Raw genomic sequence first — 16201 nt, forward strand, 5'->3', positions numbered from 1 at the left:
ATTATCCTTGATCACTTTGCTTTAGCAACTGTCATAAAACGGATTTCATGTATCAACCTGTCGCGTTATTCATCGGCCTGCGTTATATGCGCGGGCGGGCCTCAGACCGCTTCGGCCGGTTTGTTTCCTGGCTTTCCACCATCGGCATTACGCTTGGCGTGATGGCGCTGGTTACCGTCCTCTCCGTGATGAACGGCTTTGAGCGCGATCTCGAGAGGAACATTCTCGGGCTGATGCCTCAGGCGCTGATCACCACCCCGCAGGGCTCCCTTAACCCACAGAAACTCCCCGCCTCCGGCCTGGCCGGTTTACAGGGCGTCGCGGGCATTGTGCCGCTGACCACCGGCGATGTGGTGCTGCAAAGCGCGCGCGGCGTGGCCGTCGGCGTGATGCTGGGCGTCAACCCGGACCAGCCGGAGCCGCTGGCGCGCTATCTGGTCGGCGCACAGCAACAGCAGCTCCAGCCGAAAAGTTACCACGTCATTCTGGGTGAACAGCTGGCCGGGCAACTGGGCGTCAAACGCGGCGACACGCTGCGGCTGATGGTCACCAGCGCCAGCGAATTCACCCCGATGGGGCGGATCCCGAGCCAGCGCCTGTTTACCGTGATCGGCACCTTTGCGGCCAACAGTGAAGTGGACGGCTACCAGCTGCTGGTGAACCAGCAGGACGCCTCCCGCCTGATGCGCTACCCGGCAGGCAACATCACCGGCTGGCGGCTGACGCTGGAACAACCGCTCGCGGTAGATACCCTGAGCCAACAGCCGCTGCCGGCCGGCACCCAGTGGAAAGACTGGCGTGTCCGCAAAGGCGAGCTGTTCCAGGCGGTGCGCATGGAGAAGAACATGATGGGGCTGCTGCTTAGCCTGATTGTGGCGGTGGCGGCCTTTAACATCATCACCTCGCTCGGCCTGCTGGTGATGGAAAAGCAGGGTGAAGTCGCGATCCTGCAAACCCAGGGGCTGACGCGCCGCCAGATTATGACGGTGTTTATGGTGCAGGGCGCCAGTGCCGGCATTATCGGCGCACTGCTCGGGGCGCTGCTCGGCACCCTGCTGGCGAGCCAGCTGGGGACGATTATGCCCGCGCTCGGCATGGCGATTGACGGCGCGTCGCTGCCGGTCGACATTGAGCCGCTCCAGGTCATCAGCATTGCGCTGGTGGCGATGGCGGTGGCTTTGCTTTCCACGCTTTACCCTTCATGGCGCGCTGCCGCCGTTCAACCCGCTGAGGCTTTACGTTATGAGTAACCATCCTTTATTGCAGTGCGACAGCCTGTGCAAAACCTATCAGGAAGGCAAGCTGCAAACCTCTGTGCTGCGCGATGTGACCTTTGCCATGCAGCCGGGCGAGATGATGGCGATCGTGGGCAGCTCCGGGTCGGGCAAAAGTACCTTGCTGCACCTGCTGGGCGGGCTGGACACCCCCACCTCCGGGGATGTGGTGTTCAAAGGCACGGCGCTCAGCGGCATGTCCTCCCGCGCCAAAGCCGCACTGCGTAACCGTGAGCTGGGCTTTATCTACCAGTTCCACCACCTGCTGCCGGATTTTACGGCGCTGGAGAATGTGGCGATGCCGTTGCTGATCGGCACCGGCAGCGCGGCGGACGCGCAGGAAAAAGCGCGTGAGATGCTGGCTGCCGTCGGGCTGGAGAAACGCAGCGGCCACCGGCCGTCTGAACTCTCCGGCGGGGAGCGCCAGCGGGTGGCGATCGCCCGTGCGCTGGTGAATAACCCGTCGCTGGTGCTGGCGGATGAGCCGACCGGCAACCTTGACCAGCGCAATGCCGACAGCATTTTTGAACTGCTGGGCGAGCTGAACGTGCGGCAGGGCACCGCGTTCCTGGTGGTGACCCACGACCTGTCGCTGGCGCGCCGCCTGAACCGCCAGCTGGAGATGCGTGACGGCCGGTTGCAGCAGGATGTTTCCCTGCTGGGGGCGCAGTAATGGGGCTGCCTCTCTCCCTGGTGATTGGCCTGCGCTTCAGCCGCGGCCGTCGCCGCAGCGGCATGGTGTCGCTGATCTCCATCATCTCGACCGTCGGCATTGCGCTGGGTGTGGCAGTGCTGATTGTCGGCCTGAGCGCGATGAACGGTTTCGAGCGTGAGCTGAATAACCGTATTCTGGCGGTGGTGCCGCACGGTGAAATTGAGCCGGTAGACCAGCCGTTTAACGGCTGGCAAGCGCTGCTGCCGAAAGTGGCGGCGGTGCCGGGCGTGGCGGCCGCCGCGCCGTACATTAATTTCACCGGCCTGCTGGAAAGCGGCGCGAAATTGCGCGCGGTGCAGGTAAAAGGCGTGGACCCGCAACAGGAAGCGCAACTCAGCGCGCTGCCGCACTTTGTGCAGGGCGACGCCTGGGCGCATTTCCGCGCCGGTGAACAGCAGGTGATCCTGGGCAAAGGCATCGCCGATGAACTGGGCGTCAAGGCCGGGTCCTCCGTCACGGTGATGATCCCAAACAGCGATCCGCAGGGCAAACTGCTGCAACCCAAGCGCATCCGCCTGCGGGTGACCGGCATCCTGCAACTCAGCGGCCAGCTCGACCACAGCTTTGCGATGGTGCCGCTGGCCGATGCGCAGGGCTATCTCGACATGGGTGACAGTGTCACGGGGATTGCCCTCAAAGCCAATGACCCGTTCAGCGCCAATACCCTGGTGCGCGACGCAGGCAAAGTCACTGAAGCTTACGTCTATATCCGCAGCTGGATCGGCACCTACGGCTACATGTACCGCGACATCGAAATGGTGCGCGCCATTATGTACCTGGCGCTGGTGCTGGTGATTGGCGTGGCCTGCTTCAATATCGTCTCCACGCTGGTGATGGCGGTCAAAGACAAGAGCAGTGACATCGCCGTGCTGCGCACCCTGGGCGCGGGTGACCGGCTGATCCGCGCTGTTTTCATCTGGTACGGGCTGCTGGCCGGGCTGGTCGGCAGCCTGAGCGGCGTGGTGGTCGGCGTGGTGGCGGCATTGCAGCTTACGCCGGTTGTGCGCGGGCTGGAAACGCTGATCGGCCATCAGTTCCTGTCGGGTGACATCTACTTCATCGATTTCCTGCCGTCAGAACTGCACTGGCTGGACGTCGGCGGCGTGCTGCTGACCGCCATCCTGCTGAGCCTGATCGCCAGCTGGTATCCGGCACGGCGCGCCAGCCGCATCGACCCGGCACGCGTGTTGAGCGGCGGCCAGTAAGGGATTGAGCATGTATTACGGCATTGATATGGGCGGCAGCAAAATTGAGCTGGCGGTGTTTGACCGGCAGCTCACCCGGCGGTGGCAGAAACGGGTGCCGACCCCGCGGGATGACTACGCGGCGTTGCTGGCGGCGCTGGCGGCGCTGGTGCAGGAGGCCGATGCCCGTGTCGGTGGCGGGCGGGTCGGCATCGGTATTCCCGGCCTGATTAAGGCTGACGGCACGCTGTTTTCTGCCAATGTCCCGGCGGCATCCGGCAAGCGGTTGCAGGCGGATCTGGCGCGCCTGCTGGGGCGTGACGTCCGCATTGACAATGATGCCAACTGTTTTGCGCTCTCAGAAGCCTGGGATGACGAATTCCGTGCCTACCCGAGCGTGCTGGGGCTGATTCTCGGCACCGGCGTCGGCGGCGGGCTGGTGTTTAACGGCAGGGTGTTTGGCGGCCGTAACGGCGTGGCCGGGGAAGTGGGCCATATGCGCCTGCCGGTGGATGCACGGGCGTTGCTGGGGCCTGATGCCGCGCCGGTGGTGTGCGGCTGCGGCCAGACCGACTGCATGGAGGGTTACCTCTCCGGCCGTGGGTTTGAGCGCTTATATGCCCTGGGCGGCGGCCAACCGCTCACCGCCCCGGCGATCATGGCGCGCTACCGGGCCGGGGACGCCATTGCCGTGGCGCACGTTGACCGCTACGCCGACCTGCTGGCGGCCTGCCTCGGCAACCTGCTGACTGTGCTGGACCCGCATCTGGTGGTGATTGGCGGCGGCCTGTCGAATGTGGATGAGCTTTACCCGGCGCTGGCCGCGCGCCTGCCGGCCCACCTGTTGCCGGGCTGTGAGCCGCCGCGCATTGAAAAAGCCCGCTATGGCGATGCAGGTGGCGCGCGCGGGGCAGCCTGCCTAAATTTGTTAGAGTAACGTTATCCCATCCGGGGTCGCGCACCGCAGTACAGAGGAGCAGGTGTCATGCACACACGCCACAGGCTGCGCCGGTTCCGCAAGCTGAAACATTTGCGGCACCAACGATTTCGCTCACGCATTTTCCATCGTGACAATATGGCGGTTACCGAGATGAAAAAACCTTTTGTGGTGGTATTGACCGGCGCGGGCATTTCCGCGGAGTCCGGCATCCGCACGTTCCGCGCGGCGGACGGGCTGTGGGAGGAGCACCGCGTGGAGGATGTCGCCACGCCGGAAGGGTTCCAGCGTGATCCGGCGCGCGTGCAGGCGTTCTACAACGCCCGGCGGCAACAGTTGCAGCAACCGGCGATTGCGCCCAACGCCGCCCATCTGGCACTGGCAGAACTGGAAGAAAACCTGGGCGACCACTTCCTGCTGGTGACGCAGAATATCGATAACCTGCACGAACGCGCCGGTAACCAGCGGGTGCTGCATATGCACGGCGAGCTGCTGAAAGTGCGCTGTACCCGTTCCAACCAGGTGATTGAGTGGCCGGGCGACCTGACAGTGGATGACCGCTGCCACTGTTGCCAGTTCCCGTCACCGCTGCGCCCGCATGTGGTGTGGTTTGGCGAAATGCCGATCGGCATGGATGAGATTTATCAGGCGCTGGCGAAAGCGGATTACTTTATCTCGATAGGCACCTCCGGCCATGTTTACCCGGCGGCGGGCTTTGTGCATGAGGCGCGGCTGAGCGGGGCGCACACGGTGGAGCTGAACCTGGAGCCGAGCCAGGTCGAAAGCCAGTTTGATGAGCGGCAGTACGGGCTGGCGAGTGAGGTGGTGCCGGCGTTTGTCCGCCAGATGATCGCCGGTGGGGAAGGGAAGTGGCAGTAGGGCACGGATAACCGGGCGCAGGGCGCGCCCGGCAGGGAAGCCGTTTACTGCCCGGCTTTGAGTTTCTGGTAAAGCGTTTCGTACAGCTCGCTGGTGGTGCCGACGTCATTCTGCCACTCACCGTTTTTCATCACCGCGTCAGACGGGTAGAGCGACGGGTCATTCGCCACCTCAGGCGGCAGCAGTTTTTTCGCTTCCAGGTTCGGCGTTGGGTAACCGATGGTTTCCGCCACTTGCGCCGCCACTTCCGGACGCAGCAGGAAATCAATCAGCTTGTGCGCGCCTTCCACGTTATGCGCGTTGGCCGGGATCGCCAGGCTGTCCATCCAGAAAATCCCGCCCTCTTTCGGCCACACCACCGTCAGCGGTGTGCCGGCCTGGCGCGCCACGTAGGCAGAGCCGTTCCACACCATGCCGAGGTTCACTTCCCCTTCCATGTACGGGTTCGCCGGGTTGTCAGAGTTGAAGGCCAGCACGTTCGGCATCAGCTTGCGCAATTCCTGGTAGGCCGCCTCAATCTCTTTCGGGTCAGTGGTGTTGCCGGAGTGGCCGAGCTTGCGCAGCGCAATCTGGAACACTTCACGCGCATCGTCGGTAAGCAGCAGACTGCCTTTGTATTCCGGCTTCCACAGGTCGGCCCAGCCGGTGATGGTTTTCGGGTCGATCTGGTCACTGTTGACCCCAATCGCCGTGGCACCCCAGATGTAAGGGATCGAGTAGTCATTGCCTGGGTCAAACGGCTTGTTCAGCAGGTTCGGGTCCAGGGCAGAGAAGTGGCTGAGCTTGCTTTTGTCGATCTTCTGCAACATGCCTTCTTTGCGCATTTTCGACACAAAATAGGTCGACGGCACCACCAGGTCGTACGCGCCCTCTTTATAGGTTTTCAGCTTGGCGTACATGGTTTCGTTGGACTCATAGGTGGAGTAAATCACCTTGATGCCGGTCTCTTTGGTGAACTGCTCCAGCAGGCCCGGCGGGACGTACTCCGTCCAGTTGTAGAAGTATAAGGTGTTGTTGTCATCCGCCTGGGCGAAGGCGCTGGCGGCCAGTAAGCCCGCTGCCAGCCACTGTGCTGTTTTTTTCATTGTTACCCCTGTTAATCACCCTCTCTCCGGTGTGCCTGCGGCACGGGAGGGGTGTTTCACCATCCGGACGTCTCGGCCGTCCATTAAAAAACCAGGCGCCCAGTATAAGGAGCGCCCGGCGTGAAAGGAAGCAACCGGTTGCTACCCCTGATGGGGTGACCGGTCACGCAACAGCCACTGGCTGGCGAGCACCAGCACCAGTGACAGTGCCAGCAGCAGGGTCGCCAGCGCATTGATCTCCGGCGATACCCCGACCTTGACCATCGAGTAGATCTTCAGCGGCAAAATCTCGTAATCCGGCCCGGTGACAAACGACGACACCACCACATCATCCATCGACAGCGTAAAACTCAGCAGCCAGCCGGCGGCCACCGCAGGCATCGCCAGCGGCAGGATGATTTTGCGCAGGATGGTCAACTCCCCGGCCCCCAGATCACGGGCCGCTTCCAGCATCCGCACATCAAACCCTTTCAGCCGCGAATAGACGGTGACCACCACAAACGGCAGGCAGAAGGTGATATGGGAAAACAGCAGCGACCAGAAGCCGAGCGACATCCCCACCAGCATAAACAGCACCAGCAGCGAAATCGCCATCACGATGTCCGGCGACATCATCACCACAAACAGCATCCCGCTGACAAACGGCTTGCCGCGGAAGCGGTAGCGGTAGAGCGCCACCGCCGTCAGCGCGCCGATCAGCGTCGCAAAGGTCGCGGAGAGCACGCCCATCGTCACGGAGTGGCGTGCCGCCTCGATCAGGCTGTCATTATTCATCAGGGTGCTGTACCAGCGGGTAGTGAACCCCTGCCAGTTAAAGCCAAAGCGTGAACTGTTAAACGAATTCACGATCAGGATGATGATGGGGATATAAAAGTAAGCGTACACCAGCGCCATAAAGCCGCCGCGCAACCCGCGTCCAATCATTCCAGCTCCCCTTTTTTGTTCAGCGCTTTCGCCACTTTGTAATAAACAAGCAGCATCAGGCCCATCAGCAGCGTCAGGCAGATGCTGGTGGCCGCGCCGAACGGCCAGTCACGGATATTCAGGAACTGGCTCTTGATCACATTGCCGATCAGCAGGTTTTTCGCACCGCCCATCAGGTCAGCAATGTAGAACAGCCCCATTGCCGGCAGCATCACCAGCAAACTGCCGGCGATAATGCCCGGCATGGTCAGCGGCAGGATGATGCGCACAAAGGTCTGCACCTTGCCTGCGCCCAGGTCGCGCGCCGCCTCCAGATAGGCTTTGTCGAGCTTTTCAATGCTGGCGTAGAGCGGCATCACCATAAACGGCAACAGGATGTAGATAAGGCCGAGGATCACCGCCTGCGGCGTGTACATAATGCGCAGCGGGGTATCGGTAAGCCCCAGCGCCATCAGCCACTCATTCAGGTAGCCGCGGGTGCTGAGGAAAATCTTCAGCCCGTAAACGCGGATCAGGGAGTTGGTCCAGAACGGCACAATCAGCAGGAACAGCAGCAACGGCCGCACGCGGGCCGGCAGCCGCGCCAGGATAAAGGCGAACGGATAGCCAATCAGCAAGCAGCAGAGGGTGGCGATCAGCGCCATATTCAGCGAGTGCAGCAGCACATCGGCGTACAGCGGGTCCAGCAGCCGCCGGTAGTTGTCCAGCGAGAACACCATCCGCACCAGGCTGTCGTTATCGCGGGTCAGGAAACTGGTGCCGATGATCATCAGGTTCGGCAGGAAGACAAACAGTGTCAGCCAGGCCACCACCAGCAGGATCACCCCGCGCTGAAAAAGCTTACGTGAGCTGTTCATCGGCGAGCACCACCTCCCAGCTTTCGATCCAGGTCACCGCCACGGTCTGGTTGAGGGAGTGATCCACATCCGGGTCATCCTCGTTGAAGAACTCACTGACCATCACCAGTTTGCCGCTGGCCAGTTCCACCGTGGACTCCAGCGTCATGCCTTTGTAGTTGCGCTCCCGCACATGGCCGATAAAGCCCTCGGCGGTGTCGCCCTCGTTAATCTCCTGCACTTTGAGATCCTCCGGGCGCAGCAGCACGTTCAGCCTTTGCCCCGGCGTCACTGCCAGCTGGTTCACCGTGATGTCACACTCACGCCCCTCGACCCAGGCGCGCACGCGCTGGTCATCCAGGCGGCGGATCACTTGTGCCTCAAAAATGTTGATTTCACCGATAAAGCTGGCGACAAACAGGTTCTCCGGCTCCTCATAAATCTGGCGCGGGGTGCCGTCCTGCTCGATCCGCCCGTCACGCATCACCACGATACGGTCTGACATGGTCAGCGCCTCTTCCTGATCGTGGGTGACGAACACAAAGGTGATGCCGAGTTTGCGTTGCAGCGCTTTGAGTTCGTTCTGCATCTGTTTGCGCAATTTGTAGTCCAGCGCGGAGAGCGACTCATCCAGCAGCAAGACCCGCGGGCGGTTGACCACCGCCCGCGCAATCGCCACCCGCTGCTGCTGGCCGCCGGAAAGCTGGTGCGGGCGGCGCTGGGCAAATTCATCCAGTTGCACCATCCGCAGCGCATCGGTCACCCGGCCGGCGATCTCCGCCTCCGGCGTCTTCTGCATCCGCAGGCCAAAGGCCACATTCTCAAACACGCTCATGTGCGGGAACAGGGCGTAGCTCTGGAAAACGGTATTGACGTGGCGGTGTTCAGCCGGCACGGCAGTCACATCCTGGCCATCCAGGATGATGGTGCCGCTGTCGGTCTCTTCCAGGCCGGCAATCAGGCGCAATACCGTGGTTTTGCCGCAGCCGGACGGGCCGAGCAGGGTCAGGAATTCGCCATGATTAATGGTCAGGTTGAGATCGCGGATAATGGTTTTGCCGTCAAAGGCTTTACTCAATCCGCTCAGGGTAACCAGGGGGGTCGGAGACAGGTTTTCAGTCATTTATCGGGGCACTCTTTTCTTGTGCTCAGGTTGCCGGTTTGGCAGCGCGCAGCAGGCTATCGTCTCATACAGTGAGTCAGATCTCGGAGGGGGTGAATTCTACGTGAAACTGCCGGTATCACCAATGCTTACGCAGCCTGAGCGGGGAAAAACCCGGCAAACAGCGCGTAAGCGGCCCAAACGGGGCAAATAAACGCTAAGGTTAACAAAGATGAAAACTGACCTGACGCAATACACTCACCCCATCAGGCTGCGCATAATGGCCCGCGGCTCTCAGAGGATAGACTATGGATAACTTACTCGATCGTTTTCTGCATTACGTCTCTATTGATACCCAGTCAAAAGTGAATGTCCGCCAGGTGCCGAGCACAGAAGGGCAGTGGAAGCTGGCCCATGCATTGCAGCAGGAGCTGGCCGCGCTGGGGCTGGAGGCGATCACCCTGAGCGAGCACTGCTGCGTGATGGCGACCCTGCCGGCCAATGTGGACTGGCCGGTGCCGGTGATCGGTTTTATTTCGCACCTGGATACCTCGCCGGATTTTACGGCCAAAAATGTGAACCCCCAGATTGTCGAGAACTACCGCGGCGGCGATGTGGCACTGGGCAGCGGTGAGGAGGTGCTGTCGCCGGTGATGTTCCCGGTGCTGCACCAGTTACTGGGGCAGACGCTGATCACCACCGACGGCAAAACGCTGCTCGGCGCGGATGACAAAGCCGGTATCGCTGAAATCATGACGGCGATGGCCCGGCTGAAACAGGGTGACATTCCGCATGGCGAGATCCGGGTGGCCTTTACGCCGGATGAGGAAGTCGGCAAGGGGCCGCACGTCTTTGATGTCGCGGCGTTTGGGGCCGAGTGGGCTTACACCGTGGACGGCGGCGGCGTGGGCGAGCTGGAGTATGAGAATTTCAACGCCGCCTCGGCCACGATTAAAATTGTCGGCAATAACGTCCACCCCGGCACCGCCAAAGGGGTGATGGTGAACGCCCTGTCACTGGCGACCCGTATCCATCAGGCGCTGCCGCCGGCGGAGACGCCGGAGCACACCGCCGGTTACGAGGGCTTCTTCCACCTGAACAGCATGAAAGGCAGCGTTGACCGTGCAGAGATGCACTACATCATCCGTGATTTTGACCGCGAGAAATTTGAGGCGCGCAAACAGCAGCTGATAAGCGTGGCGGAACAGGTAGGCGAGGGGCTGCACCCGGATTGCTACATTGAGGTGACGCTGGAGGACAGCTACTACAACATGCGCGAGGAGGTGGCGAAGCACCCGCACATCATTGAGATTGCCGCGCAGGCGATGAAAGACAATGACATCGAGCCGGTGATGAAGCCGATCCGCGGCGGGACGGACGGCGCACAGCTTTCGTTTATGGGGCTGCCGTGCCCGAACATCTTCACCGGCGGTTACAACTACCACGGCAAACATGAGTTCGCCACCCTGGAAGGGATGGAAAAATCGGTGTCGGTGATCACCCGTATTGCCGAACTCACCGCGCAGCGCGCCAAAAGCGCCTGAAACGAGGCATAAAAAAGCCGGGCAGCGCAGGCTGCCCGGCTTTTTTCATTGGCCGGCGGGTTTGCCGGTCACTCAGTCTTTGAAGTACCAGTAGCCGCTGTTCACCAGCGCGGCCAGCAGCGCCAGGAAGGACGGGTCATCCAGCGCATCGCCGAAGTGCGAGGCATCCAGCGTCATGTGCTGGCAGAGCGCGTTTGCCGCTGCCGCATGTTCTGTTTCCATGCGCTCACCGTTCACAAAGCAGCGCTCGCCAATCCGCAGTACCCGCAGGCCACCGACGCGTTGCAGCACTTCGCCGCTCTGCATCAGCTCATAAATCTCACCGGCCTGGTACGGCGGCTCCGGCGGTGCCAGATCCAGCTCGTGGCGCGACTGGGAAATAAACTCCCCAAACCAGCCCTCAAAGTGCTCCGGCTGCTGCAACAGCTCCAGCATCATGCCGCGCAGGCCGTCCAGCTCCTGCGGCAGGATGTCCGCGTGCTGCTCACGCGCCGGCAGGTCCGGGTCGCTGTAGCGCTTGCTGCCCAGCTCGCGTGACAGCACGTAGTCGGCAAAACCGCTCACCAGCTCGCGGCCGTTCGGCGCACGGAAGCCCACGGAGTAGTTCAGCGCATTTTCCAGCGAATAGCCTTCATGCGGGAAGCCCGGCGGAATGTAGAGGATGTCGCCCGGCTCCATCTCTTCATCAATGATGGCATCGAACGGCTCGACCTGAAGCAGGTCCGGGTGCGGGCAGTGCTGCTTCAGCGCCACCTTTTCCCCCACGCGCCAGCGGCGGCGGCCGGTGCCCTGGATGATAAACACATCGTACTGGTCGAGATGCGGGCCAACGCCGCCGCCCGGTACCGAGAAGGAGATCATCAGATCATCCATGCGCCAGTCCGGGATGTGGCGGAATGGGCGCATCAGTGCCGCAGACGGCTCATGCCAGTGGTCAACTGCCTGCACCAGCAGCGACCAGTTCGTCTCACCCAGATGATCAAAGCTGGTGAACGGCCCGTGGCTGACCTGCCATTTGCCTTCGTCATGGCTGACCAGCCGGCTGTCGACCTCATTTTCCATCGCCAGCCCGGCCAGTTCATCCGGGGAGATCGGGTCAATAAAGTTCTTGAAGCCGCGCTTCAGGATAACCGGGCGCTTTTGCCAGTAACGTTGCAGGAAATCAGGCCAGTCGAGGTCAAGTTGGTAATCCATTGTGTATTCCACTGTTCGGGGGAGACTAGCAGCGAGTATAACGGATGCCGGGCGCGGCGCGTGTATTTCCCTGCGCAAAAGCCATCAGGCGGGCATTTATTCCCCAGACTCACCCTGGCGGCCAAAGGTTACCTGCATCCGCGCGCCACCGAGCGGGCTGTCGCTGAGGGTAATGCTGCCCTGATAACGCATGATGATCTCACTCGCCACCGCCAGCCCGATACCCTGGCCGGGGCGTAACGTGTCCGCGCGCTGGCCGCGCTGGAAAATCAGCTCACGTTTGGCGGGCGGGATGCCGGGGCCGTCATCGTCCACCACCAGCACCAGCTGGTTTTCCGCCGGAATGGCGCTGACCTCAATAAACTCCAGCGAATATTTGCAGGCGTTGTCGAGCAGGTTCCCCATCACTTCCATAAAGTCATTTTTATCGCCGATAAAGGTCAGCTCCGGCGGGATCTCCAGCGTCAGCACCACGCCCTTGCGCTGGTAGACTTTATTGAGCGCGGAACAGAGGCTGTCGAGCAGGGCGGAGACGGAGTGGATTTCGCGGGTCAGCACGTTTTTCTCTGAATCGAGGCTGGCGCGGTGCAGGTAGTAGCCGATTTGCTGGGAGATGCGGCTGATCTGCTCCAGCATCACCGGCTCAGCCTGCTCAATGGTGAGCTGTTTGCCGCCGCGCAACGCGCGCAGGGTCGATTGCAATACCGCCAGCGGGGTTTTCAGGCTGTGGGTCAGGTCGGCGAGGGTGGTGCGGTAGCGCAGGGAGCGGCCGCGCTCATTGTTCAGCAACACATTGAGGTTACGCACCAGGCTGCGCAACTCCTGCGGCGGGTTCACCTCCAGCATCTCCCGTTCGCGCTTCTCCAGCTCGCCCACCTGTTGCGCCAGCACCTTGATCGGCCGCAGGCTCCAGTGCGCCGCCAGCCACAGCAGCGGCAGCACCAGCAACAGATTAGCCAGCAGCACATAGCTGAACCACTGCCAGACCAGGTCACTGCGCTGTAACTCCTGCGGGATGGTGTCGATCACCACGATGCTCAGCGGCGGCAGGCGGGCAGTGGCGGCGTACTTATTCACCACCACCGAGTGCGTCAGTGACGGCTCATCCTCTTCGTACCCTTTTAACTGGCGCTGGGCATGGGGATTATTGCCGACCACGGTGCTGCTGAGGTGCGGGTCGGCGTCCAGCTCGTAGAAGCCGCCCTTGCGCAGCCAGTCACGCGGGATGCGGGACTCCAGCCCCGGCACGGCGCGCTGGTGCCACAGCAGGGTGCCGTGGTCATCGTAAATCAGCACCAGCGTCGGGGAGTTGAGGTCAAGATCCGGCGGCACGGTGATGGTCAGCCGTTTATCGCGCCACTGCGCCAGGCTGAAGAACAGGTTGCTTTCGCCGCGCAGCAGGGTATAGGCGGTTTTATCAAAGCTGACAATATAGCCGACCACCGCCACCAGCCCATACGCCAGGGACAGCGCCAGCACCACTGCCGCGGTGGCCAGCAGGAAGCGGGCGCGGAGCGAAAAAGGCGTACGGCGGCTCATCGCGGGCTGGCCTCAGGCATGGTGCCGGTCAGCCCACATCAAAGCGGTAGCCCTGGCCGCGCACGGTGGTGATCACCTCATGCGGGTAACCGGCCTGGATCTTTTTGCGCAGGCGGCCCATCAGCACATCGATGGTATGGCTCTCGCGCAGTTCGGCATCCGGGTAGAGTTGCAGCATCAGCGCATCTTTGCTGACGACTTTACCGGCGTTACGAATCAGCGTTTCGATAATGGTGTACTCAAAGGCGGTGAGCTTGATCAGCTGGTCATGGATGCTGAGCTCCCGCCGCGACAAATCGACCTGGAACGGCGGCAGGCTGATAATCTGGGAAGCCAGCCCGCTGTTGCGGCGCATCAGCGCCTGCATCCGGGCAATCACCTCTTCCAGATGGAAGGGTTTGGTGACGTAGTCATCCGCCCCGGCTTCCAGCACCGCCACTTTGTCCTGCCAGCTTTCCCGCGCGGTCAGCACCAGGATCGGCAGCGTGGTCTGGTGGCTGCGCCAGCGCTGGATCAGGCTCAGCCCGTCCTCGCCCGGCAGGCCGAGATCCACAATCGCGATGTCCGGCGCATGTTCCCGCAAAAAGTAATCCGCCTCTTTGGCATCTTCGGCGGCATCCACCTGATGCCCCATCTCCCGCATCTGAACCGCCAGATGATGGCGCAGCAGGGCATTATCTTCCACGACCAAAACGCGCATAGCTGTTTCCTCTGAAATGCTGCCATGAGTGGGGAGCCGGGCGCGCGGCCCGGTCAGGCTCAGCCCGCCATTATGGCAGGAACCGCTGTGTTTGCCCGAGACTTTTGTCGCCGCCGGCTGCCCGGATGCGCCTATTATCACTGCGCCGGCTAAACCACAGGTAAACCGCCGGGATAACCGGGCAAACGGAGACGCAACAGGGGAGGCAAACCGGGAAAAACGGGCGGCGGGGTGCCGCCCGGTGAGGCAGGGGGTCAGAAACGCTTATTTCAGGTCATCCACCATCTGCACGGCGCGGCCGAGGTAGTTGCCCGGCGTCATGGCTTTCAGGCGGGTTTTTTCCTCTTCCGGCAGTGCCAGGCCATCGATAAACGCCTGCATCCCGGCGGCGTCCACGCGCTTGCCGCGGGTCAGCTCTTTCAGCTTCTCATACGGCTTTTCAATACCGTAACGGCGCATCACGGTCTGGATCGGCTCGGCCAGCACTTCCCAGTTGTGGTCCAGCTCATAGGCGAGGTTGTCTTCGTTGACTTCCAGCTTGCTGATGCCTTTCAGGCTGGCCTGATAGGCGATCACCGCGTAGCCGACGCCGACGCCGAGGTTACGCAGCACGGTGGAGTCGGTGAGGTCACGCTGCCAGCGGGAAACCGGCAGTTTGCTGGCCAGGTGGCCCAGCACGGCGTTCGCCAGGCCGAGGTTGCCTTCGGAGTTTTCGAAGTCAATCGGGTTCACCTTGTGCGGCATGGTGGAGGAGCCAATCTCCCCGGCGATGGTTTTCTGCTTGAAGTGGTTGAGGGCGATGTAACCCCACATGTCGCGGTCGAAATCGATCAGGATGGTGTTGAAACGCGCCATGGTGTCGAACAGCTCGGCGATGTAGTCATGCGGCTCAATCTGGGTGGTGTAGGGGTTCCAGGTCACGCCGAGGGAGGTGACAAACTCCTCGCTGAACTGGTGCCAGTCCACGTCCGGGTAGGCGGCCAGGTGGGCGTTGTAGTTGCCGACCGCGCCGTTGATTTTGCCGAGGATTTCCACCTGCGCCAGCTGGCGGTACTGGCGTTCCATGCGGTACGCGACGTTGGCGAACTCTTTGCCCAGCGTGGACGGGGTCGCCGGCTGGCCGTGGGTACGGGAGAGCAACGGGATGTCGCGGTACTCATGGGCCAGCGCTTTCAGGGCGTCAATCAGCTTACGCCAGTAAGGCAGCACCACTTCGTCACGTGCGGTGTTCAGCATCAGCGCGTGGGAGAGGTTGTTGATGTCCTCGGAGGTACAGGCGAAGTGGATAAACTCAGACACGGCGTTCAGCGCCGGGACGGCCGCCACTTTCTCTTTCAGGAAATACTCCACCGCCTTGACGTCATGGTTGGTGGTTTTTTCAATCTCTTTGATCCGTTGCGCGTCCTGCTCGCTGAAATTGGCGACGATTTCATCAAGGAAAGCGTTTGCGTCGGCATCAAATGCAGGAACCTCTGCAATGCCGGTGCAGGAGGCCAGTTTTTGCAGCCAACGTACTTCAACCTGCACGCGGAATTTCAGCAAACCAAATTCGCTGAAAATAGCGCGTAACGCGCTGACTTTATCACCGTAGCGTCCATCAACGGGGGAAACGGCGGTCAGTGAGGATAATTCCATCGGTAGCAACTCCTGGGGTGTGATAGTTAACATTGGGCGAGAATCTTTTTAGCGTGTTCAAACAGTCGGTTACGCGAGAACATCAGTTGCAGGCGGCCGCCGCCGACCTGCTGCCACAGCACCGCGGCACGGATGCCGCCAAGCAGGGCCGCACGCACCCGCGCCTGAATGGCCGGGTTTTGCAGAATGGCGGGGTTGCCGGTGACCTGGATACGCGGCCCAAGCGGGCTGACCACGTCCACGTAGATGGCGGCCATCGCGCTCATCAGCGTGTCGGATTCCAGATCAAAATGCACCAGCTGGCGTTCAAGCTGGCTGATGCGCTCAGAGAGGGTCGCCAGTGCGCCGTTGCTGGCACTCAGCTTGCGCTCCAGCACCATCAGGCTCAGGGTGTAGCGGGTCAGCTCGGCGCCGGGGCCCTGGCGGTTGGCGTTCAGCACGCCCATCAGCGTTTCCAGCCCCAGCATCAGGTTGCCGGGGTCATTACCGAACACCGCCAGCGTGGAGGCAGGGTTGGTTTCCAGCACGCTTTTCAGCGTGACGGCCAGCGCGTCGCGGTTGCACTGGCCGTCCTGGGCCAGTTGCTGCACCAGCCGCGCTGACTGGCAGATCCCGGCCAGCGCCAGCGTGATGTCATGGTAATTTTTCGCCAC

The 16201-nt window shown here is 61.6% G+C and carries 15 protein-coding genes; 6 read left to right on the forward strand and 9 right to left on the reverse strand.

Annotated features, from left to right (window positions below):
* Positions 1 to 47 precede the first annotated feature (47 nt).
* From lolC to cobB, 5 genes are read left to right on the forward strand one after another with little or no spacing between them, the layout of a single operon-like run.
* A complete protein-coding gene (lolC, locus tag CYR52_RS09420) occupies positions 48 to 1250 on the forward strand; it encodes a lipoprotein-releasing ABC transporter permease subunit LolC (protein WP_101828492.1) in 1203 nt (400 codons plus the stop codon).
* A complete protein-coding gene (gene lolD, locus CYR52_RS09425) occupies positions 1243 to 1947 on the forward strand; it encodes a lipoprotein-releasing ABC transporter ATP-binding protein LolD (RefSeq protein ID WP_072925354.1) in 705 nt (234 codons plus the stop codon). The genes lolC and lolD overlap by 8 nt, the downstream gene beginning before the upstream one ends.
* Positions 1947 to 3194, forward strand: a complete 1248-nt coding sequence (gene lolE, locus CYR52_RS09430; RefSeq protein WP_101828493.1) for a lipoprotein-releasing ABC transporter permease subunit LolE — start codon at positions 1947 to 1949, stop codon at positions 3192 to 3194. Before lolD ends, lolE begins: the two co-directional genes overlap by 1 nt.
* Positions 3195 to 3204: 10 nt before the next feature.
* A complete protein-coding gene (gene nagK, locus CYR52_RS09435) occupies positions 3205 to 4110 on the forward strand; it encodes an N-acetylglucosamine kinase (RefSeq protein ID WP_101828494.1) in 906 nt (301 codons plus the stop codon).
* A 48-nt stretch (positions 4111 to 4158) separates the two neighbouring features.
* Positions 4159 to 4989 carry a Sir2 family NAD+-dependent deacetylase gene (cobB, locus tag CYR52_RS09440; protein WP_072925347.1) on the forward strand — a complete coding sequence of 277 codons (831 nt, stop codon included), beginning with the start codon at positions 4159 to 4161 and terminating at the stop codon, positions 4987 to 4989.
* Between the two features lie 44 nt (positions 4990 to 5033).
* Here cobB and potD read toward each other — a convergent pair whose 3' ends face one another.
* The 4 genes from potD to potA all read right to left on the reverse strand — a co-directional run bounded on the left by potD (position 5034) and on the right by potA (position 8957).
* Positions 5034 to 6074 (reverse strand): spermidine/putrescine ABC transporter substrate-binding protein PotD, encoded by a 1041-nt coding sequence (potD, locus tag CYR52_RS09445; RefSeq protein ID WP_072925343.1) that lies wholly within the window; start codon positions 6072 to 6074, stop codon positions 5034 to 5036.
* Positions 6075 to 6215: 141 nt separating this feature from the next.
* Complete coding sequence (potC, locus tag CYR52_RS09450) at positions 6216 to 6998, reverse strand: spermidine/putrescine ABC transporter permease PotC (RefSeq protein WP_072925340.1); 783 nt, start codon at positions 6996 to 6998, stop codon at positions 6216 to 6218.
* On the reverse strand, positions 6995 to 7855 hold the full coding sequence (gene potB, locus CYR52_RS09455) for a spermidine/putrescine ABC transporter permease PotB (RefSeq protein ID WP_072925337.1): 861 nt from the start codon (positions 7853 to 7855) through the stop codon (positions 6995 to 6997). Before potB ends, potC begins: the two co-directional genes overlap by 4 nt.
* Entirely contained in the window at positions 7839 to 8957 is a 1119-nt protein-coding gene (potA, locus tag CYR52_RS09460) for a spermidine/putrescine ABC transporter ATP-binding protein PotA (RefSeq protein ID WP_072925334.1), read from the reverse strand. Before potA ends, potB begins: the two co-directional genes overlap by 17 nt.
* Positions 8958 to 9244: 287 nt before the next feature.
* On the opposite strand from potA, the gene pepT reads away from it, so the two are divergent.
* Positions 9245 to 10480, forward strand: coding sequence for a peptidase T (gene pepT / locus CYR52_RS09465; protein ID WP_072925331.1), 1236 nt, complete (start codon positions 9245 to 9247; stop codon positions 10478 to 10480).
* Between the two features lie 72 nt (positions 10481 to 10552).
* Here the strand turns inward: pepT and CYR52_RS09470 are convergent, their stop codons facing one another.
* The 5 genes from CYR52_RS09470 to hflD form a co-directional block, all read right to left on the reverse strand.
* Complete coding sequence (locus CYR52_RS09470; RefSeq protein WP_072925329.1) at positions 10553 to 11674, reverse strand: ribosomal protein uL16 3-hydroxylase; 1122 nt, start codon at positions 11672 to 11674, stop codon at positions 10553 to 10555.
* 96 nt (positions 11675 to 11770) lie between these two features.
* Positions 11771 to 13213 (reverse strand): two-component system sensor histidine kinase PhoQ, encoded by a 1443-nt coding sequence (gene phoQ / locus CYR52_RS09475; protein WP_072925325.1) that lies wholly within the window; start codon positions 13211 to 13213, stop codon positions 11771 to 11773.
* 28 nt (positions 13214 to 13241) lie between these two features.
* Positions 13242 to 13913, reverse strand: coding sequence for a two-component system response regulator PhoP (phoP, locus tag CYR52_RS09480; RefSeq protein WP_072925322.1), 672 nt, complete (start codon positions 13911 to 13913; stop codon positions 13242 to 13244).
* A gap of 264 nt (positions 13914 to 14177) precedes the next feature.
* Positions 14178 to 15548 carry an adenylosuccinate lyase gene (purB, locus tag CYR52_RS09485; protein WP_072925320.1) on the reverse strand — a complete coding sequence of 457 codons (1371 nt, stop codon included), beginning with the start codon at positions 15546 to 15548 and terminating at the stop codon, positions 14178 to 14180.
* A 26-nt stretch (positions 15549 to 15574) separates the two neighbouring features.
* Entirely contained in the window at positions 15575 to 16201 is a 627-nt protein-coding gene (gene hflD / locus CYR52_RS09490; protein ID WP_072925316.1) for a high frequency lysogenization protein HflD, read from the reverse strand.

Origin of the sequence: Chimaeribacter arupi (genome assembly GCF_002858805.1) — a bacterium.
Classification (GTDB): domain Bacteria; phylum Pseudomonadota; class Gammaproteobacteria; order Enterobacterales; family Enterobacteriaceae; genus Chimaeribacter; species Chimaeribacter arupi.

What these genes read in the sequence shown, in the direction of transcription:
- lolC (WP_101828492.1), top strand. Translation starts at nt 48, where the DNA reads ATGTATCAACCTGTCGCGTTATTCATCGGCCTGCGTTATATGCGCGGG.
- lolD (WP_072925354.1), top strand. Translation starts at nt 1,243, where the DNA reads ATGAGTAACCATCCTTTATTGCAGTGCGACAGCCTGTGCAAAACCTAT.
- lolE (WP_101828493.1), top strand. Translation starts at nt 1,947, where the DNA reads ATGGGGCTGCCTCTCTCCCTGGTGATTGGCCTGCGCTTCAGCCGCGGC.
- nagK (WP_101828494.1), top strand. Translation starts at nt 3,205, where the DNA reads ATGTATTACGGCATTGATATGGGCGGCAGCAAAATTGAGCTGGCGGTG.
- cobB (WP_072925347.1), top strand. Translation starts at nt 4,159, where the DNA reads ATGCACACACGCCACAGGCTGCGCCGGTTCCGCAAGCTGAAACATTTG.
- potD (WP_072925343.1), bottom strand. Translation starts at nt 6,074, where the DNA reads ATGAAAAAAACAGCACAGTGGCTGGCAGCGGGCTTACTGGCCGCCAGC.
- potC (WP_072925340.1), bottom strand. Translation starts at nt 6,998, where the DNA reads ATGATTGGACGCGGGTTGCGCGGCGGCTTTATGGCGCTGGTGTACGCT.
- potB (WP_072925337.1), bottom strand. Translation starts at nt 7,855, where the DNA reads ATGAACAGCTCACGTAAGCTTTTTCAGCGCGGGGTGATCCTGCTGGTG.
- potA (WP_072925334.1), bottom strand. Translation starts at nt 8,957, where the DNA reads ATGACTGAAAACCTGTCTCCGACCCCCCTGGTTACCCTGAGCGGATTG.
- pepT (WP_072925331.1), top strand. Translation starts at nt 9,245, where the DNA reads ATGGATAACTTACTCGATCGTTTTCTGCATTACGTCTCTATTGATACC.
- CYR52_RS09470 (WP_072925329.1), bottom strand. Translation starts at nt 11,674, where the DNA reads ATGGATTACCAACTTGACCTCGACTGGCCTGATTTCCTGCAACGTTAC.
- phoQ (WP_072925325.1), bottom strand. Translation starts at nt 13,213, where the DNA reads ATGAGCCGCCGTACGCCTTTTTCGCTCCGCGCCCGCTTCCTGCTGGCC.
- phoP (WP_072925322.1), bottom strand. Translation starts at nt 13,913, where the DNA reads ATGCGCGTTTTGGTCGTGGAAGATAATGCCCTGCTGCGCCATCATCTG.
- purB (WP_072925320.1), bottom strand. Translation starts at nt 15,548, where the DNA reads ATGGAATTATCCTCACTGACCGCCGTTTCCCCCGTTGATGGACGCTAC.